The sequence below is a fragment of the Streptomyces sp. Z423-1 genome, assembly GCF_013009255.1.
Lineage (GTDB): Bacteria > Actinomycetota > Actinomycetes > Streptomycetales > Streptomycetaceae > Streptomyces > Streptomyces gossypiisoli.
Genome location: NZ_CP053109.1, coordinates 4,987,501 through 5,012,038 on the forward strand (window position 1 = coordinate 4,987,501; position 24,538 = coordinate 5,012,038).

Below are 24,538 nucleotides of genomic sequence, written 5' to 3' on the forward strand. Positions count from 1 at the left end.
AGGACCGAACCCACCAGGGTTGAAAACCTGGGGGATGACCTGTGGTTAGGGGTGAAAGGCCAATCAAACTCCGTGATAGCTGGTTCTCCCCGAAATGCATTTAGGTGCAGCGTCGTGTGTTTCTTGCCGGAGGTAGAGCACTGGATAGGCGATGGGCCCTACCGGGTTACTGACCTTAGCCAAACTCCGAATGCCGGTAAGTGAGAGCGCGGCAGTGAGACTGTGGGGGATAAGCTCCATGGTCGAGAGGGAAACAGCCCAGAGCATCGACTAAGGCCCCTAAGCGTACGCTAAGTGGGAAAGGATGTGGAGTCGCACAGACAACCAGGAGGTTGGCTTAGAAGCAGCCACCCTTGAAAGAGTGCGTAATAGCTCACTGGTCAAGTGATTCCGCGCCGACAATGTAGCGGGGCTCAAGCGTACCGCCGAAGTCGTGTCATTGCAGCATGAGGCCAACGCCCGCTGTGATGGGTAGGGAGCGTCGTCTGCCGGGTGAAGCAGCACCGGAAGGTAGTTGTGGACGGTTGACGAGTGAGAATGCAGGCATGAGTAGCGATACAAACGTGAGAAACGTTTGCGCCGATTGACTAAGGGTTCCTGGGTCAAGCTGATCTGCCCAGGGTAAGTCGGGACCTAAGGCGAGGCCGACAGGCGTAGTCGATGGATAACCGGTTGATATTCCGGTACCCGCTGTGAAGCGTCAAACATCGAATCCAGTGATGCTAAGCCCGTGAAGCCGTCAGCTTTGCTGTGGGTGGGAGTGGTGGAGCCGGTGACCCGAGCTGGTAGTAGGTGAGTGATGGGGTGACGCAGGAAGGTAGTCCATCCCGGGCGGTGGTTGTCCCGGGGTAAGGGTGTAGGCCGTGCGATAGGTAAATCCGTCGCACTTGTGGCTGAGACCTGATGCCGAGCCGATTGTGGTGAAGTGGATGATCCTATGCTGTCGAGAAAAGCCTCTAGCGAGTTTCATGGCGGCCCGTACCCTAAACCGACTCAGGTGGTCAGGTAGAGAATACCGAGGCGTTCGGGTGAACTATGGTTAAGGAACTCGGCAAAATGCCCCGTAACTTCGGGAGAAGGGGGCCACATCCGGTGAGAGCACTTGCTGCTTGAGCTGGGGTGGCCGCAGAGACCAGCGAGAAGCGACTGTTTACTAAAAACACAGGTCCGTGCGAAGCCGTAAGGCGATGTATACGGACTGACGCCTGCCCGGTGCTGGAACGTTAAGGGGACCGGTTAGCTCCATTTCGGTGGGGCGAAGCTGAGAACTTAAGCGCCAGTAAACGGCGGTGGTAACTATAACCATCCTAAGGTAGCGAAATTCCTTGTCGGGTAAGTTCCGACCTGCACGAATGGCGTAACGACTTCTCGACTGTCTCAACCATAGGCCCGGTGAAATTGCACTACGAGTAAAGATGCTCGTTTCGCGCAGCAGGACGGAAAGACCCGGACCTTTACTACAGTTTGATATTGGTGTTCGGTTCGGCTTGTGTAGGATAGCTGGGAGACTGTGAAAGCCATACGCCAGTATGGTGGGAGTCGTCGTTGAAATACCAGTCTGGTCGTGCTGGATGTCTAACCTGGGTCCGTGATCCGGATCAGGGACAGTGTCTGATGGGTAGTTTAACTGGGGCGGTTGCCTCCTAAAGGGTAACGGAGGCGCCCAAAGGTTCCCTCAGCCTGGTTGGCAATCAGGTGTTGAGTGTAAGTGCACAAGGGAGCTTGACTGTGAGACCGACGGGTCGAGCAGGGACGAAAGTCGGGACTAGTGATCCGGCGGTGGCTTGTGGAAGCGCCGTCGCTCAACGGATAAAAGGTACCCCGGGGATAACAGGCTGATCTTCCCCAAGAGTCCATATCGACGGGATGGTTTGGCACCTCGATGTCGGCTCGTCGCATCCTGGGGCTGGAGTCGGTCCCAAGGGTTGGGCTGTTCGCCCATTAAAGCGGTACGCGAGCTGGGTTTAGAACGTCGTGAGACAGTTCGGTCCCTATCCGCTGTGCGCGTAGGAGTCTTGAGAAGGGCTGTCCCTAGTACGAGAGGACCGGGACGGACGAACCTCTGGTGTGCCAGTTGTTCTGCCAAGGGCATGGCTGGTTGGCTACGTTCGGGAGGGATAACCGCTGAAAGCATCTAAGCGGGAAGCCTGCTTCGAGATGAGGACTCCCACCTCTTTAAGAGGGTAAGGCTCCCAGTAGACGACTGGGTTGATAGGCCGGATATGGAAGCACGGTAACGTGTGGAGTTGACCGGTACTAATAGGCCGAGGGCTTGTCCTCAGTTGCTCGCGTCCACTGTGTTGGTTCTGAAACCACGAACAGTCCCGCCCCGTGAGGGTGGTCCGGCTGGACAGTTTCATAGTGTTTCGGTGGTCATAGCGTGAGGGAAACGCCCGGTTACATTCCGAACCCGGAAGCTAAGCCTTACAGCGCCGATGGTACTGCAGGGGGGACCCTGTGGGAGAGTAGGACGCCGCCGAACAATTTTTGGGAAAGCCCCCGCATCGGATGATGCGGGGGCTTTCTGCGTTTCAAGGCCCTTCGGTCCGTGAGGGGAGCGAGGCGAGGGTCCGGCCCCTACGGGTTTCGTGGGGCCGGAGGTGGTGGGGGTATGCGTCCAGGGGCGCCGGGTGAGGCTCGTGGCCACCACCGCGTCGCCCGTGGCGACCGCGCGGATGCCGGCGAGGGAGTTCCTCGGGCTGGGCGTACTCGTCAAGGAGGAAGCCCGTGACGGTGCATGGGCAGGCGGTGAAGGACAGGTCGGTGACGGCGGTTTTGTCGCCGTAGCGTTTGGTGAGGTGCTGGGCCGTAATCATGGTTCGATCGTCGGCCGTGCGGGGGCCCGGGGCGTCGGACCGTGGGCAGCATTCGGGGGAGGGGCGTAGTACTCGGGTACTACGGTGGGGACCATGAGCATCAGTGCCGAAGAGCGGTACGTCGTACGGTCTCTGCGTGCCGAGGAGTGGTCGGCGGCGCGGGAGCTGCGGCTTGCCGCGTTGCGGGATCCGGTGGCGCGAATTGCCTTTTTCGAGACGTACGAGGAGGCCGTGGCCCGGCCGGAGTCGTACTGGCGGGAGCGGGCGGAGCGGGCCGCGGAGGGGGCGGCCGGGGCTCAGCAAGTTGTCGCCGAGGGGCCGGACGGGGCGTTGGTCGGGACGCTGACCGTGCTGGTCGAGGAGCCGGGTACGACGGACTGGGCCGGGTTGCCCGTCGAGCGGCGGCAGGGGCATGTGGTGGGTGTGTACATGCGGCCCGAGCATCGGGGGTGCGGGCTGACCGAGCTGCTCTTCGACGAGGCGCTGGAGTGGTGCTGGGCGCGGGGGCTGGAGCGGGTGCGGCTCATCGTGCACGAGGAGAACGGGCGGGCGCAGGCCTTCTACCGGAAGGTGGGGTTCGAGGCGAGTGGGGTGACTGTGCCGCTGGCCGGGCAACCGGGCGTCCTTGAGCGGGAGTTCGTCGTCGAACGAGGGTGACGTCAGACCGGCAGTTCGTCGTGCGGCCAGCGGGTGCGGGCCTGTTCGCGGGAGCGGAGCAGGGCCAGCGTGGGCAGGCCGTGGTCGGCTCCGGAGGCCAGCAGCCAGGGGAGTTGGGGGATGGGGGCCACTGCCGCGACGTCGTCGAGGACGAGGGTGAGTGGTGGGTCGAGGCGACCGGAGGATGACCGTTCGGCCATGCGCCGGCCGCGCTCGACCACGCTGGACACGAGCGCGGTGAGCAGGGGCATCGCGCCCGGGTTGGTCCGGGGGTCCTCGATGGATTCACCTACCACATAAAGCGTGCCCCCTTCGTCGATGAAGGAATCCAGGGCGAGGGTGTCGGGTCGGTTGGCGGTGCAGGACTCGCGGATGTTGACCGTGAACAACGCGGACAGGGCGCGGGCGGTCAGCTCGTGGGCCATGTCGCGGCGGTCGGGGTGTGCCGTGAGGGCCGCTTCGAGTTCGCCCGCGGCGCCGGGGGCTGCCTTGGGGTGGGTGCGCAGGACTCGTACCGCTTCCTGGATCTGGGTGCCCTGGGACCAGCGGTGGACGTGGCGGATGGTGCGGTTGTCCAGGGCCGCGGCGTGGAGGTAGCTGCGCAGGAGGGTTTCGGCGGTGTCGCTGACCGCTTGGTCGAGCCGGGAGGTGGGGCGGACCGGGGTGAGGAGAGCGGCGGCTCTTGCTGTCGCCGTTTGTTTGTCCTCGCAGTGGGTGGTGGGGGACCAGTGGAGGCGGGCGGGGGTGTCGCAGGTGTGGGTGGGGTCGTAGAGGAGGACTGGGCCCAGCTTTGATCGGGCGTCTTTTGTCTCCTGCCAGAGGGTGGGGTTCGAGGTGACGATGAGGGTGGGGCCGTCCGCGTCTCGGATTGCCTCGGCTGCGGTTGTTCGGCGGCTTTCCCTGGTCGTGATGAGGACTTTTTCCCAACCGCCCACCCGTTCACCGCCGAACAGGGAGGCGGGGGGCTCCTGCTCCGGTTCGCTCGCGCGGAGTGGTTCCGTTTCCGGTTCTCCGGGCTTCGCCTCCGTGGGCTGCGGGCTCCTCCGCGTCGGGACCTCGTGGGAGGCGGCCGGCTCAGGAGCCGGTGCCTGCTTCGCGGCCGCCCGGCGGTTCACCCGCCCCGCCCTCCACCGCGCCACCGTCCCCATCACGAACATGGTCAGCACGAACAGCACCATCAACTGGCCGATGAACAGCCCCCAGAACAGCCCGTACCCCGAGAGCTGTGCTCCCGGGGTGTGCGGCCAGGCGCCGGTGATGTCGTGCGGCTCGGCGATGAGGTGGCGCATGGCCAGGGGCGTACGGGTGAACGTCACGCCCTGCGGCCATGCCCCGTGCGCGAACCAGCCCGCCAGGCCCGTGGCCGACCAGACCAGCAGGGTCATGCCGAGCAGAAACGCGAGTATGCCGATCAGCAGGCCGTCGGGGATGCCGCCCTGGGCGTCCCGCCGGTGGTCGTCCGCTCTCACGCCGTCCCCTTACGCCACCGTCTTACGCCACCGTCGACTCGGAGTCGCCGAGGTGCTGTTCCATGAACGCCGCCGCCCGTTCCTCCGCCTCCAACTCGGCGGCGCGCAGGGCGTCGTCGGTGAGGTCGGAGGCGGACTCGGTCATCGCGCGGTCGGTGAAGACCAGGGGGCGTTCCGTCTCCGTGACCAGGTGTTTGACGACCTGGACGTTGCCGTTGACGTCCCACACCGCGATGCCCGGTGTCAGCGTGGGGATGATTTCCACCGCCCACCTCGGCAAACCCAGCACCCGGCCGGTGGCCCGCGCCTCGTCCGCCTTCTGGGCGTAGATCGTCCTGGTCGACGCCATCTTCAGGATCGCCGCGGCCTCCTTCGCCGCCGCGCCGTCGACGACGTCGGACAGGTGGTGGACCACGGCCACGAACGACAGACCCAGCCGTCGGCCGAACTTCAGCAGCCGCTGGAACAGCTGTGCCACGAACGGGCTGTTGATGATGTGCCAGGCCTCCTCGACCAGGAAGATGCGCTTCTTCCGGTCGGGGCGGATCCAGGTGTGTTCCAGCCAGACGCCGACGATCGCCATCAGGATCGGCATGGCGATGGAGTTGCGGTCGATGTGGGAGAGGTCGAAGACGATGAGCGGGGCGTCGAGGTCGATGCCGACCGTCGTGGGGCCGTCGAACATGCCCCTCAGGTCACCGTCGACCAGACGGTCCAGGACCAGCGCCACGTCCAGGCCCCAGGCCCGTACGTCGTCCAGGTCGACGTTCATCGACTCGGCCGACTCCGGCTCGGGGTGCCGTAGCTGCTCCACGATGTCCGAAAGGACCGGTTGCCGCTCGACGATCGTCTCGTTGACGTAGGCGTGCGCGACCTTCAGGGCGAAGCCGGAACGCTCGTCCAGCCCGTGCCCCATCGCGACCTCGATGATGGTCCGCAGGAGGGCCAGCTGGCCGGTGGTCGTGATCGCGGGGTCCAGCGGGTTCAGGCGGATGCCGTGGTCCAGGGCGGCCATCGGGTCCAGGCGGATGGGTGTTATCCCCAGCTCCTGGGCGATGAGGTTCCACTCGCCGACGCCGTCCTCGCCCTGGGCGTCGAGGACGACGACCTGGCGGTCGCGGAAGCGGAGCTGGCGCAGGACGTACGTCTTCTCGAGAGCCGACTTGCCGTTGCCGGACTCGCCGAGGACCAGCCAGTGCGGGGCCGGGAGCTGCTGGCCGTACAGCTGGAAGGGGTCGTAGATGTAGCCCTTGCCGGAGTACACCTCGCGGCCGATGATGACGCCGGAGTCGCCGAGGCCGGGGGCGGCGGTGGGCAGGTAGACGGCCTGGGCCTGGCCCGTGGAGGTGCGCACCGGCAGCCGGGTGGTCTCCACCTTCCCGAACAGGAAGGACGTGAAGGCTTCGGTGATGGCGGAGAGCGGGTCCCGCATCAGGGCATCAACCCCTACCTTCGGATTCCGGTGGCGAACGGGAGCGTGTTCACGAAGGCCCGGTGGTGCTCGCGGTCGCACCACTCCAGCTTCAGATACGACTTTCCGGCCGACGCCCTTATCGTGCGCTTGTCGCGGGCCAGTGCCTCCGGGGAGCGGGAGGAGACGGTGATGTAGCCGACCAGGTTGACGCCGGCGGCGCCGCTCGCGAGGTCCTCGCCGCGCTGGTCGAGGCGGTTGTGGGCGGCGATGTCGCGGGGGTCGACGGTGCGGTTCATCTTGGCGGCGCGGGAGGCCTCGGCCTCGTCGTTCGTCTTCTCGGTCAACATACGTTCGATGGCTACCTCGGTGGGTTCGAGATCCATCGTGACGGCGACCGTTCGGATGACGTCCGGGGTGTGGACGAGGAGGGGAGCCAGGAAGTTGACGCCGACGGGGGTCATCGGCCACTCCTTGACCCAGGCGGTGGCGTGGCACCACGGCGCGCGGGTCGAGGACTCCCGGGTCTTCGCCTGGAGGAACGTGGGCTCCGTGGCGTCCAGCTCGGCCGGCCAGGCGTTGCGTTTCGTCATCGCCTGGATGTGGTCGATCGGGTGGTCCGGGTCGTACATGGAGTGGATGAGCGAGGCGAGCCGGCCCTGGCCGAGGGGCTGGCGTACGCGGATGTCGGCCTCCTGCAGCCGGGAGCAGATGTCGGTCAGCTCGCGGGCCATGACGACCGCGAGACCGGCGTCGCGGTCCACCTTGCCGCCGTGCGGTCGGGCCGCGCGGGCCATGGCGTGGGCCTCGGCGGCGAGTTCGCGGTTGTAGTGCATGCAGGCGACGAGGTACGCGCGGTGCTGTTCGCTGCTCGTCGACACCATCGACTGGAGCTGGTCGTACGACTGCTGCAGCCACGCCGGTGCGCGGTCGTCGCCGCGTACGGCGACGTCCTTGGCGTGCGCGTCCGGGTCGGCGGGGAGGGTGCGGGCGAGCATCTGCAGCCGGGTGACGAAGCCGTCGCCGTTCGCCACGTGCTTGAGGAGGGTGCCGAAGCGGTCGACGAGGGCTTCCTGGTCCTCGCTGTCGCGCAGGCCGACGCCGGGGCCCTCGATCTCGATGGCGGCGGTGACGGTCTTGCGGTCCGCGTGCAGCAGTACGGCGATCTCGTCGGGGCCGAAGGGGGCGGCGAGCCAGGTGATGCGGCCGATGCCGGGGGGCGGGCCGATCTCGACCTCGCGCCCGTCCAGCCGCGTGCCCGCCTCCATGGCGACGGAACGGTAGGTGGCGTTGCGGCGGACGGTGCGCTTGTAGCTGCGGTTGATCTCGAACCACTTGTAGATCGTGCGGTGCTTGTACGGCACGTAGACCGCGGCCAGCGCGAGCAGCGGGAAGCCCATGAGCAGGACGATCCGCAGGGACAGCACGGGGACGAGGAGACCGCACATCATGCCGAGGAACGCGCCCGCGATGATCAACGCGATCTCACCGGTCTCGCGGTTGCGGCCGACGATCGCGTTCGGCCGGGCGCGGCCGATCAGATATGTACGGCGGGGCGTGACCGGATGGGACAGATGGGACTCGGTCGTCAACGCCCGTCACCTCCTGAGCGATGGCTACTGCTGTTGCGTGTGTTACTGGCGTGCGGCGAGTTGACCGGGCTGGACGAGCGGGGCGCGGGTGCGGCGGAGGGGACAGATCCGCCGCCACCGGTTGAGGGGCGGGAGCTGTGCGCGGCGACGCCGCCGGAGGCCTGGTTGGCGGGGCGGGGTGCCGTGTTCGCGGACTGGCCGCCGTTGCTGTCCGCGCGGGTGCTGTGGGTCTTGATGCCCTGCGCGACCAGGGTGGCGGGGGAGCTGATGACCGCGGCGGCCTTGCCCTCGGCGCTCTGCATGATGCGGTTGTTGCGGGAGCCGGCGATCTCGTCGCCGAAGCCGGGGACGAAGCGGTAGATCATCGCGGACGCGAAGATGGCGAGCAGGATGATCGCGAGGCCGGAGACGACGGCGGAGAAGGCGTCGGGGCCGTCGTCGGCGCTGAGCGCACCGGCGAGTCCGAGGACGATGACGATGACCGGCTTGACCAGGATCACCGCGATCATGATGCCGGCCCAGCGGCGGACGTGGCCCCACAGGTTCTTGTCGACCAGGCCGGCGTAGACGACGGTGCCGAGCAGTGCGCCGACGTAGAGCAGCGCGGCCCTGATGACCAGCTCCAGCCACAGCACACCGGCGGCGAGGATGGAGACCAGGGAGACGACGATCAGCATGATCGGGCCGCCGCCGATGTCCTCGCCCTTCGCCAGGGCGCCGGAGAAGTTGCCGAAGAATGCGTCCGTCTGGTCGCCGGTGGCCTTCGCGAGGACGTCGGAGACGCCGTCGGTGGCGGAGACGACCGTGTAGAGGATCAGGGGGGTGAAGGCGGAGGCCAGGACGGTGAGCCAGAGGAAGCCGATGGCTTCGCCGATGGCGGTGGTGAGGGGGACGCCTCTGACGGCTCGCTTGGCCACGGCCAGGAGCCAGAGGAGGAGGGTGAGGATCGTGGACGCGGCGAAGACGACTGCGTACTGCTGGAGGAACCTGTCGTTGGTGAAGTCGACGTTCGCGGTGTCCTGCACGGCCGCGCTGAGCTTGTCGATGGTCCAGGAGGCGGCGTCTGCGCAGCCCTTGGCGAGGGAGGAGAGGGGGTCGAGGGGGGTGGTGGGGTCGAGGGAGGGACCGGGGCCGCTGTTGTCGGCGCCCGTATCGCTTTCGCACAACTCCCGGGCCTGGCCCGACAGGAGGTCGCAGTTGTCGTTGGACGGTGTGGGCGTGGGCGTGGGGGTGGGTGCCGCGACGGCCCGTGTGGCCAGCAGGACAACGGCGGTCTGTACGGCGGTGACGGTGGCGGCGACCTTGAGCGCGCGGCGCTGACTACCGGGCATAAGTGAAGCCTCCGTACTCCTCGACGGCCTTCGCCATCTCGTCGGCGCTGGACGCCTTGTCGTCACCGGGAACGGGCGCGGGGCCGTCCTTCTGGGAGAAGCTCTCGATCTTCCAGTCACCGTCCGTCCAGCGCAGCTGAAGGGTCATGGTGAACCAGTCGCTGGTGACCGGGTTGGTCGAGCGCTCACCTGTGGTGCCGAACACTCCCGTGCACCAGACCTCGACCGTTGCGTCGGTGTCCGAGTAGTCCGTGACCTTGGTACCGACCGGCATGGTGCGCGAGACGTAGGTGCTGCCCGCGGTCGCGTTGCCTTTCTGGTCCAGCCCGACGCTCTTCAGGAACTCCTTGGAATACGTCTGGTTGAACCTGGCCTGCAGGGCGGCCCGCTTGTCGGCGACGAAGACCTGCTGGACGATTTCGGTACGCCGGACGGGTTTGAGGAAGTCGGCAGAAACCAGCACCACCGCATAGTTCGCCGCCGCACTCTCCACTCCTTGCCGGTCATGGGCGAACCCCGAGGGAATCCCCGCCGACTTGGTCTCCACCGGCCGTTCGCCGCTCGCCGCCGTGGGGGCCGCCTGGGGTGCCGAACCGTTCCCCTCCGTTGACGTGGAGTCGTCTCCGCCGCGGTTGGCGAATGCGATCGCGGCGATCAGGAGGACCACCACGCCGACCACGGTGACCAGGCTCCGGGAGGAGCTGCGGGTGCGACGGGCGCCGTACGGTTCAACGTCCGGCAGCCGGGTACGCGTGTGCCCGGTGCCGGCGTAACCGCCGGAGGCCTCGTGTTCGTCCCCGGGACTCATGCCGCGCCCGCCCCCTCGATGTCGTAGCGGAGACCGTCGAACCGAACGACCGTGTAGATGTACGACGGTAGCCGCGATGGTTCCCGCGCGGGCGCGGTGTGATGACTCGACATCAGGGACATGGGGGAAACGCAACCTCAGCCGGTGGGCACGACGGGCGGGTGGGGTAGGGGGACCGGGCGCGCCCGGAGAGGACGTGGTGCGGTCTTACACCGCCATGCCGTACACGATGGTGAACAGCGTGCCGAGGGAGCCGATGATGAAGACTCCGGTGAGGCCCGCGATGATGAGGCCCTTGCCCTGTTCCGCGCTGAAGGTGTCCCTCAGGGCCGTCGCGCCGATGCGCTGCTTGGCCGCGCCCCAGATGGCGATGCCGAGGCAGATGAGGATGGCGACCGCCATGACCACCTCGATCATCACCTTGGCCTCGTTGCCCAGGCTGCCGAAGGGGCCCCAGTCCGGAGCGATCCCGCCGATGATGGTGTTGATGTCTCCTTCGTCGGCCGCAAAGAGCATGTAAGTCACCGCCCCTGTTGGGTAGTTCCGCAGTCCCCTGCGGTGCGCAGAGGTCAGGCCTCATTCTCGCCGACAACGGCGCCGTCGTATGTCGACTTGGCGTCATTGCTTGGCGAGTTTCGTGCGAATACCTCGTACCGTCACTGTGTGTATCACGGCAGGTCACGCCGGGCAACGAAGTGGGAGCGGAACCTGTGGTGTGGTGCCGTCGTTGAGCCGCATTACGGCCTGACCCATGTTCTCCGGGGTCTCCGGGTTTTCCGGGTCTCGGTTCTCCGGGGTGAAGGCTATCGCCGTAGTGACGCGGGGTGGTGACGAGGGGTCAGCGGGGGCGCAGGCCGTGGAGCAGGTGGTGGACGAGTTCGCCGATGCTGTCGAGGGCGACCTGGGGCGGGAACGTGCCGTTGGCGGTGAAGGCCGCGATGCCGTGCAGGCTGGCGCCCGCGACGAGGGTGATGCGCTCCGGGTCGCCCTCGACGATCTCGCCGCGCTGCTGGGCGTCCGCGATCAGGCGGAGGAAGGGCGTGGTCGTGCGTTCCACGGCGGCGACGAGCTGCTCGGAGACGTCCGGGTCGTGCTTGCGGGCGTACATGAGCTCCAGGAGCGCGGCGTTGTCGATGGCGAAGCCGAGGTAGGCGCGTGCGAGCGCGGTGAGCCGCTCCTCGAAGGGCAGGGCGGGGTCGTCCGCGGTGTCCAGGGTCTGGGTCAGGCGCTCGAAGCCGGCGAGGGCGAGGGCGTCGAGCAGGGCCTGCTTGTCCTTGAAGTGCCGGCCGGGGGCGGCATGGCTGACCCCGGTCTCGCGGGCGAGTTCCCGCAGGGACAGTGCGGTGGCGCCCTTCGCCCGCAGGGTGCGTTCCGCTCCGGCGAGCAGGGCGGCGCGCAGGTCTCCGTGGTGGTAGGGGCGGGTCTCGGGCATGCGCATCATCGTATCGCGATGTTGACGACGTCAGCTTTGTTGGCGTTGGCACCTTTGTTGTCATTGACAGCATTGTTGTCGATGCCTACATTGGGGCTCATGGCTACCAAGAGGAACGCGAGCAAGTGGAACGTGAGCCGTCTTCCCGACCTCACCGGTCGGACGGCGGTCGTCACCGGCGCCAACAGCGGTATCGGCCTCGCCGCCGCGGATGCGCTGGCGGGTGCGGGGGCGCATGTCGTCTTCGCGGTACGGGACCCGCAGCGCGGGCGGACGGCGGCCGCGACCGTGCGCGGCAGTACGGAGGTCCGGCGGCTCGACCTCGCGGACCTGGCGTCGGTGCGGGAGTTCGCGCAGGAGTGGGGTGACCGTCCGCTGGACCTGCTGATCAACAACGCGGGCGTGATGATGCTGCCCGAGCGGCGGACCAAGGACGGCTTCGAGATGCAGTTCGGCACCAACCATCTCGGCCACTTCGCGCTGACGAACCTGCTGCTGCCGTACGTCACCGACCGCGTCGTGACCGTGTCGTCGGGCGCCCATCGCTTCGGCGCCGGTGTCATCGACTTCGACGACCTGAACCTGACGAAGGGGTACACCCCGGTCCGCGCCTACGCCCAGTCCAAGCTGGCGAACCTCCTGTTCACCCTGGAACTCCAGCGCCGGCTGACCGAGACCGGCTCACGGGTCCGCGCCCTCGCCGCCCACCCCGGCTACGCGGCCACCAACCTGCAGAGCCACGCGGCCAACCCTGTGTCCCGTGCCGTGATGCAGCTCGGCAACAAGTTCTACGCCCAGGACGACAAGGCCGGCGCGCTGCCGACCCTGTACGCGGCGGTCATGGACCTACCGGGCGCGAGCTTCGTGGGCCCGGACGGCCTCGGCGAAATGCGCGGCGCCCCCACGCTGGTGGGCCGCTCGGCAGCGGCGAGCGATCCGGCGGCGGCTCGTCGGCTTTGGGCGGCTTCCGAGGAACTGACGGGCGTGAGTTTTCCGCTTCCGCTTCCGCTGACGGACGCCACGCGGGCGTGAGGAAGGAGACGGCCACGTCACATCGGGCGAGCGGCATCCGCGCCGCTGTTTGAAGGGCGCCCCGTCACTCTTTGGCGCTCGTTTATTTCAGTCGGGCGTCGAGCTCCCGCAGGCGCTGCCACGCGGCTGGATCGTCGCCGGTGCCGAGTGGGTAGTGCAGGGCAGGGCGGGCGGCTGGGCCGAGCTGGAGGGGCGCGGCATCGGGTAGGGCGTTGCGGGCGTGGACTGTGCCGAGGTCGGCCACGGCGTCGGCGCCGAGGGTGAGGGAGAGAGGGATCGGCGGCGGTTCGTGGTGGGCGGGCACCGTCAGGTCGGCTCGGGCGGTGCGCAGTTCGGTGATCATGGTGGCCAGGTTGTGGTCGGCCGCGAGTGTCTCCGCGACCTCAGGCAGGGAATCCACCGGGATCGTTTCGCCGGGGGTGTAGCCGAGGGCCATGGAGATGTGCTCTTCGACGCCGAGGCGGGTGCGGACGACGCGCAGGGTGGCGATCGCCGCGCGGTCGGGGGCGCCTACGACGACCAGCCAGGTGGGCATGGACTGGCGGGCGCGTGTGCGGGCGAGCTCGGTCAGCTGTCTTGGTGACCAGGGGACATTGACGGGTTCCGCACTGGCCCATCCTGCGGGTGGCGCTCCGGTGAGGGTCTGCCACGCGTGTCCCAGTGCACCGCCGAGGAGGAGGTGCTCGTCGGTGCGGTGGATGGTGCGGAGGGACAGGTGGAGCTGCCGTTCGCCGCTGGGAGCGGGCGGTGGCTGGAAGGCGTTCGCGATCCGGGGTGTGTTGCCACCCACGGGGGTGAAGTGCCCGTCGTGCCAGTGCAGTACGGCTCCGGTGAGTCCGTCGTAGTAGCCGCAGTCGAGGTCGCGCATGACCCAGCGTGCGGGAATGCGCTCCAGAACGGTGCGTGCGGGCAGGGTGAGCCGGGTGCCGGGCGGGGTGACGATGTGCAGTTCACGCCCGGTCTGGAGGGTGGTGCGCACGACGTCGGTCAGCCAGGTCGTGGCGGCCACGAGCGGGCGGTCCTGGAGTACGACGGCGGCCTTTTCGGTGAGCACGTCTACGCCAGCCGGAGCGGCGGCCGCGTCACCGCCGGCGGGGACGGTTACGACATCGGTGTGGGCGGCCTCGCGTGGCCACGTGGTGCCGCCGAGTACGGTCGCCAGCCGCCCGGCTATGGACCCGGCCAGCCGTCCGGCCTCCTCGGTCCCTGTGATCGCCCTCGCCTCGGTCCACCACACCGGCCCGTTCGCCCGGGCAGTCGGCCCCAGCAACCGCTCCGCCTCACCGGGGACCTGGAGGTAGCGAGGTGCCTCGACCGACACCAGGGGTTGCCCGTCGTCCGTGCACAGCTGTGCGACGGCACCGCCGCCTGCCTGGTTCACACGCAGGTCGGGGCCTCCGGCGTGCAGTGCGGCCAGCAGGGTCTTGATGTCCGGCATCTGCGGGGTGAGGGCGATGACGTCCTGGGTCATGTGGTGGCTCCTGAGGTGAAGAGCTGTGTCGTGGCTCAGTACCGGCCCGACAGCTCTTGCAGAGCGTCCAAGGACGGACTCTCTTGGGGGGCGTCTTCGGCGATCAAGCCGATTTCGGGTCGCGGTGGTTGCCGCGCCACCCAGTCCAGCGCGGCCACCGCCGTGAGCCCGTGCTTGTAGGCAGCGCGCAGCCGCAGCAGCCATTCGGCTCCTGCGGCGAACGCGTCATTCCCGGCGGCGGTGCGGGGTTCATACCCGGCGGCCTGCTCGCCGACCGCGGCCCAGATGTAGCCCAGCGTCCGACCATTGCGCTGGATCGTGAAATAGCGCACGGGCTGGTCGGTTACTTCTTCGTACTCGTCCTCGGAATCCGGAATTCCGGAGTGGAGCAGCGTCGACCGAGCGGGAATCTCGAATGTCCCCCAAGAATCATCGAAGGCAGTGCCCTCGATCCGGGGATCCTCGAAACCCGTTTCCGTGGGTGCCGCGAAGCGATTCTCGTCGCCCGGTGTCGGGGAACAGCCGAGCAAGGCCGAGATGCCCTCCAGAGCGGCGGCGAGTCGGGGCGCGTTCTCCGCGTACACCTCGGGCTGCTCCCGGTCGCGCGTGTCCATCGTCAACCACACGTCGGAGTACGTCTCCAGCGTCACCGCGAGGAGGCTGCCCTCCCATATGTCGACATGGACAACGAAAAACTTCTCCACGCGGTGCTGGGCTCCCGACTCCAGCCAGAAGCCGGGGCAATCGACCCGCACGGTGACGAGGAAGTCGCCCTCAAGTGATTCGGCATCGGCCATCACGCGTGACAGCGCCGTTTCCGGGGCCAGCGGATCCTGTTCCAGGGGCAGACCGCTGACGTGGATACGGAAGTCCCGCATGTTGTCCCTGGGGCGTACCGAAACGTCGACCATTCCCACAGGAAGTGCCAGGTCATGCCGGGCTAGTACGTTCCATGTGGCGACCGCGATCTCGGCGGCGCGGACAGGCCGTGCACCACCGGTATTCGACGTGACTTCCCAATTCCAGTCGCCAACGGGATTCGAGGTGATCACAGCATGTCCTTGGGATCGATCTTACTGCCAGGCGGAATCACGAGATTCCCGTCCTCAAGACGTATGCAGAATGTAATGCCTCGGCCCTTCGGGCCGCGGCCGCCCTGGTGGATGTCCATGAGGGCATCGTAGGACCCGTTGGATATCCAGTCCGCGCGAGTTCCTCGGGCTCCGTCCACGAGCAAAATTTGGTGATTGGCATCGGCTCGTGCCAGCTGAAGCAAGTATTTCCCCCGGGTTATTTCACTGATCGGATCCTGGGGATTGTTCAGGCGTTTCATCTGGTAGGCGTAGACGTCACCGTTCTCGTCCGCGAGGCGGATGTCCATGTCCGCACCGGGGGGAAATTTCTGCTCGAAGTCGATGGCGTGAGCGGGCACGCCACTCCTGGCCAGGTCATCGGCGAGGATGAGTTGGTCGGCGGCAGGTTGGAACATTTGCTCCTTCTTCGCTCCCAAAGTCGACACCACCTGCCCGTACTCGTCACTCTTGTTGAACTGACCCGAGGCTATGACCTCGGCGACACGCTGGCCGTCGCGTTCCGAAGCGAGCCGGTCGAGCGCCCTCTCGAGAACGTCAGGCTTCGGCCGCTTGTTGCCTGGGACGCCCTTTAGCGCATCACGGACGCGTTGTTCCGTCTCACCCCCGCGCACCATGGGCTGACCCTCACCATCTGGCGAGGACCCGTTGGGCGCAGCGGGTGGAATGCCGTCCGTCCCACCATCGCTGCTGCCAGGTCCGTGTCCAGTGCCTGCGCCGTCCGCCGCACCTCCATCGGTGCCGTCGGCACTGCCGCCGTGGTCCGCACCCGGCTGATGAGCAGCGTGTCCGCCTCCAGGCTCACTGGTGTGACCAGACCCTCCCTGCGCTGACGCGGCCCCCTGGCCGCTCGCGCCACCAGCGTCCTGCCGTGCCTGAGGTGACAGTTCGTCGCCGGTACGGGCCGTGCTCTCCGCCGTGCGGGCACCGGCGCCGACCAGTTCACGGTCGTCGGGCCGGGTGCCGATCGCTCGGTCGGCTGCGGCGGGTTCGTGTGGCGCTGGTGTCGTGTTGGAGGTGCCGTCCGGGTTCAGGGGGATGAGGTTGCCGTTCTTGTCGACCCGGTAGCGGTCGCTGAGGTCGAGGGCGCCGTCGGGGAACCTGGTCCTCGGGAACTGAAGGTGGTCGCTGATGTTGGCCAGCACCTGGGAGACCTTGGGAAGGGTCGAGAGCGCGTTGGCCGCCTTCAGGCTGCCGGAGATCGGATCGAGCGCGTCGCCGACCTTCGCCAGGGTGCCGGCCGTTTTACCCAGCGTGCCGCCCTTGCTGAGCTTCGCGACGCCGGCGGCGGGTCCGGCGCCCAGCGTGAGGAGGTTGAAGGTGACCACGGCGTGGGCGCGGGCCGGGTCCTCCTCCCACATGTCGTACGCGATGAACTGCTTGCCGAACTCCTTCGCGTACGCCTTGCTCTCCGCCTGCCAGTCGGACAGATGCTCCTCTTGCCCGACGAGGTCCATGCCGTAGGCGTAGGCGCCCACGAAGGTGCGCCGCAGTCCGTCCCAGGCTTCGTCACGGGCCTCCGCGCCGTGGTAGCCCATGAGCGTCCCGAGCCCGTCGATGCCACCCCAGACGCTGTCCTTGGCGATGCCGTCCCACGCCCAGCTCTTGACTCCGTGCCCCCACCAGTCCAGGCTCCACCGCTCATAGGTGAGCCCCTCGGGGCTCCCCCACGGCAGGTCCTGCACGCCCTTGAGCACGTCGGCGTCCAGGCCGTACATGCCTGGGGCGTGCGTGCCGTCGTCCGGGACCCAGGCGGGCCGGCACACGGTCTTGCTGATCGCGTTGATCTTGTTGGCGGCGTTGCGCTCGGCCTCCTGGAAACCCTCGACCGCCGCCGCCACGTCGTCCATCAGGGCTTGGTGCCTGTCGACCTTGTCCTGGTCCTCGGTCCAGTCGTCATCGCCCTCGACACTGTCGACGAAGGAAATGGCGTCCTGCTTCAGCTGCTGCAGGCGGTCGGCGTGGGGCTTGGCCTCGGCGACGAAGGTGTCCAGGGCGTCGGCGAGAGTCTCGATGTCGGCAGCGAAGTTGTCCGCCGTGTCCATCACCGGCTGGGTGGAGGAGAACAGCTGGTCGGCCTCCGGGGCCTGGTAGTACGCGGCCGTCGCCTGGAAGCGGGAATGGATGCCCTTGCCTCCGTCCCGAATGCCTGAGGCGTGCTTGCGCAGGTCGGCTGCGGCCGTCCCCAACTGCTCGAAGTCACCGGTGTACTGCGGTATCCCGCCCGGATTGATCACGTCGGCTACTTCCCGCCCTTGCCGTCGGTCTTCTCCCCGACGGCGCGGAGCTCGGCCGGAGTGGGCGCCTTGGCCGCCTGCCGCTGGGCCTCGGCGGCCATGGCCAGGTCTCCCTCGACGTACTCGGTAGTGGCCTTGACCGTGCCGTCCATCGTCTTCTTGGTGCGCGCGGCCATGAACCTGATGCTGCGTTCGTTGTCGGACACGAAGTTCGCCACCGCGAGGCCCACCGGCCCGACGGGCGCGTCACCGCAGTACGGCCCGCTGATCGTGCCCGCGAACCGTGCGGCCTCCGCCGCGCTCTCGCCGTAGCCCTTGATGTCCTTGCTCAGGTCTTCAGCCGCAAGGCCCACCAGCGACAGGATCGACTCCACGCCACTGGGGGAGATGTCCCACCCCGTCACGTCAACCCCCGTTACTCCCCATGCTGATACGTTTCCTCAGTCCGTCTCAGCATCACACACGCCACTGACAACAGGCTGTTCATCTGTACCAGCCCGCTCGTTGCAGCAGCAACGCAGTTCCGGCCAAGGTGCGTTCATTCGGTCGGAGTCGCCATCCCCTCCGCGAAGTGGTCGAACTCGCCGGCCTGTACGCCGAGTACGAAGGCGTCCCACTTGCGACGGTCGGTTGTGACGACGATGTCCGGTGCGCTGGTTTCGCGGAGGTGCACAGGGGTGTTGGCGTCGTCGCCCTCGTCGAAGGTGATTTCGATCCGGTGGCTGGGGCCGGTGGTGTGGGGTTCCCTTTTGAGGGCGGTGAGCAGAGTTCTGAAGGCGGCCGGGGTGGCCTTGAGTATCGCGTGGGTGAGGTCGCTGCTTTCGGTGAGGAGGATCGATTCGGTGGTGGTCGCGACGTGGACGCAGGATTCGCCCTCGCCGCAGTACGAGGACTTCTGCCAGGGGGTGGTGGACATGTGGGCCTCTCAGAGGGGCTGGATGATGCTGTGAATGAGGGCTCGTGATTCCAGTTCGATCAGGCTGAGGGCCATCAGGCGGTCCAGCACCTTGCGGTACTTGTCGAGTTGGGTCTCGGCGTCCAGCAGGACGATGCCGTGCGACTGGTCCAACTGGACGGTGTCGAGCTGCGGTACGGGTCCGTGGACGTAGTAGATGGGCTGGCCCGCTCCGGGGTAACCGCCGGCGTCGAACGGGATGACGTGGATCGAGATGTTGGGGTGTTCGCTCATCTTGAGCAGGTGCTTGAGCTGCTGCTTGGCGACATCCCGTCCGCCGAATCTCATGTGCAGGGCGGCCTCGTGGATGATCGCCCGGTACGGGATCGGGTCCTTCCGGAAGAGCACCGCTTGGCGTTTGATGCGGAAGGAGGCACGGTGCTCCACCTCGGGAGGTGAGAGCTCGGGCACGACCTGACGGAACACCTCGCGAGCGTGCTCCAGGGTCTGGAGTAGGCCAGGGATGCCCGAGGTATGAGCGGTCCGCAGCGCTGTGCCGTGGGACTCGAGTTCGGCCAGGTCCAGCAGCCCCGACGGCAGGATCTCCCGGTACTCCTCCCACCATCCGCGTCTGCGTTCGCCTGTCATGCCGGCAATGGCTTCGACGAGCGCCTTGTCGGGGCAGTCGTACTGACAGGCCATGGTGCGCACGCGCTCGGCGCTCACCGCGAGGCGGCCGGTCTCCATGTTGCTGACCTGGGCTTGCTTGATGCCGAGGAGTCGAGCGGCCTCCGTTGACGACAGTCCTGCCCGCTCACGCAGTTTGCGCAACTCGGCGCCGAAACGGAGTTGTCGCGCCGTTGGGTTGGTCCTCACGGGCATGCCCGTCGCTCCTCCGTACTGCTCGTCACCCACATAGGTGGTTGCAGTAGTTCTCGCTCCGAATGGGATGAAGAATATATGGCGTCCCGCTAGTTTGAGTTCGGCGCCACTTCGCCCAGAAGCGCACCGCTCGACGGATCGGCAGGCCACTGGGCAACAACCACCCGCACCCTCCAACTCCCCTGACGGATCGGACACTTCCATGGCCACCGTATCCCCGCCCTGGGCCTACACCCTTCACCTCCCGCACGATCCACGCGCCCCACGCATCGCCCGCGCAACCCTCCGAACCGTCCTCGCCGCCCATGACCTCGCCGACCTCACCCCCACCGCCGAATTGCTGGCCGCCGAACTCCTCACCAACGCCCACCTCCACACCGCTGGCCCCTACGCCCTCCGCGTCCGGCCGATGGAACCCGGCCGTCTTCGGATCGGCGTGTGGGACACCTACCCGAGGATTCCGCCCGGCTTCCGTGCCGAACCCGTCGTGCCGCCGGGCGACGCCGAGAACGGGCGCGGCCTGCACCTCGTCCGGGCCTGCGCCGACTCTGTGGGCGCCTCCGTGCTGTGCGAGTTGGGTGCGTCGAAGGGCGGGAAGTTGCTGTGGGCCGAGTGTCAGTGAGATGACCTAGCGTAATGGGGTGTGCTCGGAGCGCGAAGGAGGGGGTCTGTGGCCAAGGTCGAGCAGCGGCTTGGGAAGGCCGCGTATACGTGCGCGGAGCGTGACGGGAAGGAGCGGGTCGCGCAGTACGGTGGACTCAACACCGAGCGGGATGTCGGACCTCCCACCGCCCCCGCTTGTGTGCCGGAGCCGGACCGGAAAGGACGGAGGACGGGCGCCGTGCCGATGTCGTCCCTGCCGCGGATCCACCCCAAGCCTCGCCCCGGCAACCTGCGCGAAGTCGCCGAGAAGCTCGTGGAAGCGACAGGTCTGCGCGTGCAGATTCCGGGAGGAACGCTCGTGATGTCCCCGACGCCGCGCGGCAAGCACGCGAAGGTGATCTATCTCCTGGAGAAGATGATCAGGCCCGAGCTGCCGCCGGACCTCGTCGCGGTGGCGATGTCGTCCATTGAGATGCCGGACGACCCGGACGACTATGTGACGCCCGGTCTCCTGGTGTGCCCGTCGGAGTTCCTGGATTCGGGCGACTGGCTGCTCGACCCGCGCGACATCGAGGTCGCCGTCGAGGTGGTCTCCCAGTCCGAGAAGTCCAGGGAGATCAGGGACACGGCGGACTGGTACGCGGTCGCCGGTGTGGCCGTCCTTCTGGTCATCGACCCCCGGAAGGGAATCTGGGCGCTGCACACCCGCCCCGACAACGGTGCCTACCGGGACACACTGCCCGGCAAATTCGGCGAATCCGTGCCCCTTCCGGCGCCGCTCGGGTTCGAAGTCACGACAAATGAGTTCCCGGTGTACGGTCCTTCGCCGTGTGTCTGAGAGGCGACGACGGAACGCTGACACTCTGACAGAGGGCCAAAAGCGTCCCGATTGGTGATCTTTCCCTGGCTCGTGAGCGGTGCCTCGTACAGGTTCTCTCCGCGTGATCACCCCGAGCCGCGGACGTCGCCTCTACCGATGATCTTGGCTAGTGCCCTGGCGTTCACATGGGGGGGTAGGCCATCCCAAGATTGCTCTGACCTCGTCTTGAGGCACGGGTCTGCGCTGTCCACCTCAGCCGGGTCAGACGGGGCGCCGTCGGTTCTCGATGTACTGGCGTACGACGGTCAGTGCCCCGCCGCAGCTCCCTGCGAAGTACGAGCGGGACGAGAACCGCCCATGCATGATCGCCCGGTTCACCTCGCCCGTGTACTCGAAGCGGAGCCGCCGTGAGGAGACGCCCTTGAGGCTGTTGACCAGCTTCGAGAGAGCGACTTTCGGCGGGTAGTGCATCAGGAGACGTACGTGATCGCGTTCGCCGTTGAACTGCTTCAACTCGGCTTCGAAGTCCGTGCACACGTCGCGCATGATCTCTTCGCAGCGCGTCAACTGCTGCTTCCTATCGCGGTGACATGCACCAATGCCAGTATGTTCAGCGAATCGGCCAACGAGGTGACTGGGGAGGGAAGTTGAAGCGTCAGCGTGGCCACAAGGCCCGGCTTTACCTCACCCCCGATCAGCTCGCCCAGGTCGATGGCCAGGGCCACGGCGCCCGCGCCATGTGGAATCTGCTGCACGAGCTGTGGCAGATGACGCCGAAGTGTCAGCGTTCCCTCGGCCGTATGGACCAGGCGATACGCCAGGCCCGCAAGGACATTCCCTGGCTGGGGCCGTCCCCGCAGGCAGCCCAGCAGGTCCTCAAGACGTGTCACCGGGCGTGGGTGAACTGCTGGGAAGGCCGCGCCGAAGCGCCGGCCTTCAAGAAACGCACCGTACGCCGCGCCATCGACATCCCCCAGGGCCGTGACCTTCGGATCGCCCGCCTGTCCCGGCACTGGGGCCAGTGCTGGGTACCCATGGTCGGTTTGGTGAAGTTCCGGTGGACCAAAGCCCTGCCGTACGGCAAACGCGCGGACAAGCACAACAAGGTCACCGGGGCGCGGCTGGTGAAGGAAGCGAACGGCTGGTACATCGTCTTCCGCGTCCAGACCGAGGTGGACGAGCCCAAGCCGCACGAGGGGCCGATCACCGGCATCGACCGGGGCATCGCCAAGCCCCTCGCGCTCTCAGACGGCACCTTCCGCGAACACGAGCCGTGGCTCACCCCTGGTGAGGCCAAGCGGCTCAAGCGGCTGGAACAGCAGCGGGAACGCAGGCGCGCCCACCGCAAGCCGGGTGAGCGCAACAGCAGCCGCCTCAAGCACACGTACGACCAGATCAAGCAGCTCCGCGCAAGAGCCACGCGCCGCGCCCTTGACTGGCAGCACAAGACCACCACTGAGCTTGCCGGGACCTTCGGCGTCATCGGGGTGGAAGACCTGGCCATCACGAACATGGTCAAGTCCGCCAAGGGCACCGTGGAAGCCCCCGGCACGAACGTCCGGCAGAAAGCCGGGCTGAACCGGTCGATCAGCGGCGAGGCATGGGGACGAACCGTCACCTTCCTCGAATACAAGCTGGCCGACCGGGGCGGAGTCCTGGTCAAGGTCCCCGCCCCGAATACCTCCTGGCGCTGCTCGGCCTGCGGGTTCATCGCCCCCGGCAGCCGTGAATCGCAGTCCCGATTCGTCTGCAAGGCAGACGGCTGCGGATTCGTTGAGAACGCGGATACCAATGCGGCCCGGAACATCGAACACGCCGCAGGACATGCGGTGTCAGGACGTGGAGACCTCGGGGTTACCCGGTCTTAGAAGCGTCAACCACCCACCGGGCCGCACTGTGAAACGGATGGGATTCTGCCCCGTTCACGGGCAGAGGATGTCAAACTGACCTGGGCGTACTCCCAGGCAATGATGGGTGGTTGACGGTGCGTAAGGCGTGGATCGTGGCGGTCGCCGCCACGGGTGCCGGGGTCGCGTTCGTGATGCTGCTCGTCGTCGGGGTGTATGTGGTGGCGGGGAATCTGGTCAACGGCGTCGGCGGAGCGGGACGGAAGCTGGCCAAGGGCTCCGTGCCCGCCGCCTATCAGTCGCTCGTGCAGGAGTGGGGGAATCTCTGTCCCGCCATCAATCCGGCGTTGCTCGCCGCGCAGTTGTACCAGGAGAGCGGGTTCAATCCGCGTGCGCAGAGTCCGGCGCGGGCGCAGGGGATAGCGCAGTTCATCCCGGGCACCTGGGCCACGCACGGCATCGACGGGGACGGGGACGGGGACCGGGATGTGTGGGATCCCAACGACGCGATTCCGTCGGCCGCTTCGTACGACTGCACGCTCGCCAAGTACGTGAAGGACGTGCCGGGGGACGCGACGAAGAACATGCTCGCCGCGTACAACGCGGGGGCGTACGCCGTCATCAAGTACAGGGGCGTGCCGCCGTACAAGGAGACCCAGAACTACGTCCGGGTCATCACGAGCCTTCAGGAGAGCTTCGCCGCGCCCGTCGGGCGGGTCGATCCGTCCGAGCAGGCCGCCGGGGCCATCCACTACGCGCAGGAGAAGCTCGGGACGCCGTATCTGTGGGGCGGGGACGGGACGGCCGCGGAGGGCGGGCGGTTCGACTGTTCGGGGCTGACCAAGGCGGCGTACGAGAGTGTGGGGATCACGCTGCCCCGGGTCGCCAATGATCAGTACAACGCCGGGCCGCATCCGGATCGGGACGAGCTGCTGCCCGGGGATCTGGTGTTCTTTTCGGACGACCTCACCAACTCCCGGGCCATCCGGCATGTGGGCATTTATGTCGGCGGCGGGTACATGATCGACGCGCCTCGGCCGGGTGCCGTGATCCGGTTCGACCCGATTGACACCCCCGACTACTTCGGTGCCACGCGGGTCACGGAAGATGGCGCGAAAGCGCTGCCTCCGGCGGCCCGAAAGGGTCGGGACAGAGTGTGAACCCTACCCCTGAGCTGCGGCGATGTATCTCTCTTCGATAACGTCTGCGTGATCATTCAGTGGAATGTGGAACGTAGTGACGGGGGCCGTGCGTTCCTGTTGACGTAGCCCGACGCGGATCTACAGACCACGGGGGTGGCAGAGCGGCGCATGCACGGATGCGCCCGACGGACGACGACGAAGGGGCCGCTGCACCATGGCTGGACTCGCGCAATCCGGGTCGAACCCCGACGTCGAGCTGCTCTACGACATCAATGGCCTGGCCAAGGACGCACCGGGGTGGTTCGACCGGGGCGTGGAGTTCGTCGGGGAGTACGGGCTGCTGCTCGCCCTGGTGCTGCTGGTGGTGTGGTGCTGGTGGACTGTGCGGCGGCGCGGCGGTGTCTCCGGCGAGGAGGCGGCGGGGTCCGTCGCCGCGCTGGTGTGGGCGCCGCTGGCCGCGGGCATCGCGGTGCTGGTGAACGTGCCGATACGAGGGTTCGTGGAGCGGCCCCGGCCCTTCCTTCAGCACGAGGGGCTGGAGGTACTGGTCTCCGGCAAGACCGACTTCTCGTTCGTGAGCGATCACGCGACCATCGCGATGGCCCTCGGGGTGGGGTTGTTCATCGCGCATCGGACCTTTGGGCTGGTGGGGATCGGGCTGGCGCTGGTCGAGGGCTTCTGCCGGGTGTACATGGGGGTGCACTACCCGACGGACGTCGTGGGCGGGTTCGCGCTCGGTACGGCTGTCGCGTTGTTGCTGTCGCCGGTGGCCATGGCCCTGCTGACGCCGGTGACGAAGGCGGTGGAGCGGTCGCCCCGGGCGGGGTGGCTGGTGCGGCGGCGGTCCCTGGGGGAGGAGCGGGAGGCCGTGATTCCGGGGGCTCGGAGGGAATCTTCGGGGGAATCATCGGGGGCTGAGGAGCGGGATCTGGCGGCGTAGCCTCACAAAGCCTGGGGCGCGTATCTCTCACAGCGCTGTCTCTCACAGCGCTGTCTCTCACA

The 24,538-nt window shown here is 67.1% G+C and carries 20 protein-coding genes, 2 rRNA genes and 2 pseudogenes (1 of these 24 cut by a window edge); 9 read left to right on the plus strand and 15 right to left on the minus strand.

Annotated elements, in window-relative coordinates; translation table 11 throughout:
* Together HJD23_RS22275 and rrf are read left to right on the plus strand one after the other, a co-directional pair.
* Positions 1-2,280: ribosomal RNA gene (locus tag HJD23_RS22275) — 23S ribosomal RNA — on the plus strand (it extends 819 nt beyond the left edge of the window).
* Positions 2,281-2,365: 85 nt separating this feature from the next.
* Positions 2,366-2,482 (plus strand): 5S ribosomal RNA (gene rrf, locus HJD23_RS22280).
* A gap of 235 nt (positions 2,483-2,717) precedes the next feature.
* Here rrf and HJD23_RS44010 read toward each other — a convergent pair.
* Positions 2,718-2,816, minus strand: a pseudogene (locus HJD23_RS44010) (ABC transporter ATP-binding protein); the annotation flags it as partial.
* A gap of 93 nt (positions 2,817-2,909) precedes the next feature.
* Between HJD23_RS44010 and HJD23_RS22285 the strand changes: the two are divergent.
* Complete coding sequence (locus HJD23_RS22285) at positions 2,910-3,473, plus strand: GNAT family N-acetyltransferase (protein ID WP_171117939.1); 564 nt, start codon at positions 2,910-2,912, stop codon at positions 3,471-3,473.
* Between the two features lie 2 nt (positions 3,474-3,475).
* Here HJD23_RS22285 and HJD23_RS22290 read toward each other — a convergent pair whose 3' ends face one another.
* The 7 genes from HJD23_RS22290 to HJD23_RS22320 all read right to left on the minus strand — a co-directional run bounded on the left by HJD23_RS22290 (position 3,476) and on the right by HJD23_RS22320 (position 11,525).
* A complete protein-coding gene (locus tag HJD23_RS22290; RefSeq protein ID WP_171117942.1) occupies positions 3,476-4,942 on the minus strand; it encodes a type VI secretion protein in 1,467 nt (488 codons plus the stop codon).
* 22 nt (positions 4,943-4,964) lie between these two features.
* The gene (locus HJD23_RS22295) at positions 4,965-6,374 is read right to left on the minus strand and encodes an ATP-binding protein (RefSeq protein ID WP_171117944.1); all 1,410 of its coding nucleotides are present in this window, start codon (positions 6,372-6,374) and stop codon (positions 4,965-4,967) included.
* Positions 6,375-6,388: 14 nt separating this feature from the next.
* On the minus strand, positions 6,389-7,945 hold the full coding sequence (locus HJD23_RS22300; protein ID WP_171117946.1) for an SCO6880 family protein: 1,557 nt from the start codon (positions 7,943-7,945) through the stop codon (positions 6,389-6,391).
* Positions 7,942-9,276 carry a hypothetical protein gene (locus HJD23_RS22305; protein ID WP_171117947.1) on the minus strand — a complete coding sequence of 445 codons (1,335 nt, stop codon included), beginning with the start codon at positions 9,274-9,276 and terminating at the stop codon, positions 7,942-7,944. Before HJD23_RS22305 ends, HJD23_RS22300 begins: the two co-directional genes overlap by 4 nt.
* On the minus strand, positions 9,266-10,084 hold the full coding sequence (locus tag HJD23_RS22310; protein WP_171117949.1) for a hypothetical protein: 819 nt from the start codon (positions 10,082-10,084) through the stop codon (positions 9,266-9,268). The genes HJD23_RS22305 and HJD23_RS22310 overlap by 11 nt, the downstream gene beginning before the upstream one ends.
* Positions 10,085-10,291: 207 nt before the next feature.
* Positions 10,292-10,600, minus strand: coding sequence for a hypothetical protein (locus HJD23_RS22315; RefSeq protein ID WP_006136301.1), 309 nt, complete (start codon positions 10,598-10,600; stop codon positions 10,292-10,294).
* A gap of 322 nt (positions 10,601-10,922) precedes the next feature.
* Entirely contained in the window at positions 10,923-11,525 is a 603-nt protein-coding gene (locus tag HJD23_RS22320) for a TetR/AcrR family transcriptional regulator (protein WP_171117951.1), read from the minus strand.
* 90 nt (positions 11,526-11,615) lie between these two features.
* On the opposite strand from HJD23_RS22320, the gene HJD23_RS22325 reads away from it, so the two are divergent.
* Complete coding sequence (locus tag HJD23_RS22325) at positions 11,616-12,548, plus strand: oxidoreductase (protein WP_171117953.1); 933 nt, start codon at positions 11,616-11,618, stop codon at positions 12,546-12,548.
* 82 nt (positions 12,549-12,630) lie between these two features.
* Here HJD23_RS22325 and HJD23_RS22330 read toward each other — a convergent pair whose 3' ends face one another.
* From HJD23_RS22330 to HJD23_RS22355, 6 genes are all read right to left on the minus strand, one after another.
* On the minus strand, positions 12,631-14,019 hold the full coding sequence (locus HJD23_RS22330; protein WP_171117954.1) for a DUF6177 family protein: 1,389 nt from the start codon (positions 14,017-14,019) through the stop codon (positions 12,631-12,633).
* Positions 14,020-14,054: 35 nt separating this feature from the next.
* The gene (locus HJD23_RS22335) at positions 14,055-15,071 is read right to left on the minus strand and encodes a hypothetical protein (protein ID WP_171117956.1); all 1,017 of its coding nucleotides are present in this window, start codon (positions 15,069-15,071) and stop codon (positions 14,055-14,057) included.
* Positions 15,068-17,155, minus strand: coding sequence for a hypothetical protein (locus HJD23_RS22340; RefSeq protein ID WP_171117958.1), 2,088 nt, complete (start codon positions 17,153-17,155; stop codon positions 15,068-15,070). The genes HJD23_RS22335 and HJD23_RS22340 overlap by 4 nt, the downstream gene beginning before the upstream one ends.
* Before the next feature lie 197 nt (positions 17,156-17,352).
* The gene (locus HJD23_RS22345; RefSeq protein WP_171117960.1) at positions 17,353-17,751 is read right to left on the minus strand and encodes a DUF6507 family protein; all 399 of its coding nucleotides are present in this window, start codon (positions 17,749-17,751) and stop codon (positions 17,353-17,355) included.
* Between the two features lie 134 nt (positions 17,752-17,885).
* Positions 17,886-18,263 (minus strand): DUF397 domain-containing protein, encoded by a 378-nt coding sequence (locus tag HJD23_RS22350; protein WP_171117961.1) that lies wholly within the window; start codon positions 18,261-18,263, stop codon positions 17,886-17,888.
* A 9-nt stretch (positions 18,264-18,272) separates the two neighbouring features.
* Positions 18,273-19,124 carry a helix-turn-helix transcriptional regulator gene (locus HJD23_RS22355; protein WP_171117963.1) on the minus strand — a complete coding sequence of 284 codons (852 nt, stop codon included), beginning with the start codon at positions 19,122-19,124 and terminating at the stop codon, positions 18,273-18,275.
* A gap of 202 nt (positions 19,125-19,326) precedes the next feature.
* Here HJD23_RS22355 and HJD23_RS22360 point away from each other — a divergent pair, with 202 nt between their 5' ends.
* Both HJD23_RS22360 and HJD23_RS22365 read left to right on the plus strand, forming a co-directional pair.
* Positions 19,327-19,746, plus strand: coding sequence for an ATP-binding protein (locus HJD23_RS22360; RefSeq protein ID WP_171117965.1), 420 nt, complete (start codon positions 19,327-19,329; stop codon positions 19,744-19,746).
* A 225-nt stretch (positions 19,747-19,971) separates the two neighbouring features.
* Complete coding sequence (locus tag HJD23_RS22365) at positions 19,972-20,565, plus strand: Uma2 family endonuclease (protein ID WP_171119204.1); 594 nt, start codon at positions 19,972-19,974, stop codon at positions 20,563-20,565.
* Between the two features lie 243 nt (positions 20,566-20,808).
* Here the strand turns inward: HJD23_RS22365 and tnpA are convergent.
* Positions 20,809-21,114: pseudogene (gene tnpA, locus HJD23_RS22370) on the minus strand (IS200/IS605 family transposase); the annotation flags it as partial.
* 80 nt (positions 21,115-21,194) lie between these two features.
* Between tnpA and HJD23_RS22375 the strand changes: the two are divergent.
* The 3 genes from HJD23_RS22375 to HJD23_RS22385 all read left to right on the plus strand — a co-directional run bounded on the left by HJD23_RS22375 (position 21,195) and on the right by HJD23_RS22385 (position 24,476).
* Positions 21,195-22,415, plus strand: a complete 1,221-nt coding sequence (locus HJD23_RS22375) for an RNA-guided endonuclease TnpB family protein (RefSeq protein WP_171134066.1) — start codon at positions 21,195-21,197, stop codon at positions 22,413-22,415.
* Between the two features lie 110 nt (positions 22,416-22,525).
* Complete coding sequence (locus tag HJD23_RS22380) at positions 22,526-23,554, plus strand: bifunctional lytic transglycosylase/C40 family peptidase (RefSeq protein WP_197972947.1); 1,029 nt, start codon at positions 22,526-22,528, stop codon at positions 23,552-23,554.
* Between the two features lie 196 nt (positions 23,555-23,750).
* On the plus strand, positions 23,751-24,476 hold the full coding sequence (locus HJD23_RS22385; protein WP_171110488.1) for a phosphatase PAP2 family protein: 726 nt from the start codon (positions 23,751-23,753) through the stop codon (positions 24,474-24,476).
* The last annotated feature ends 62 nt before the right edge of the window (positions 24,477-24,538 follow it).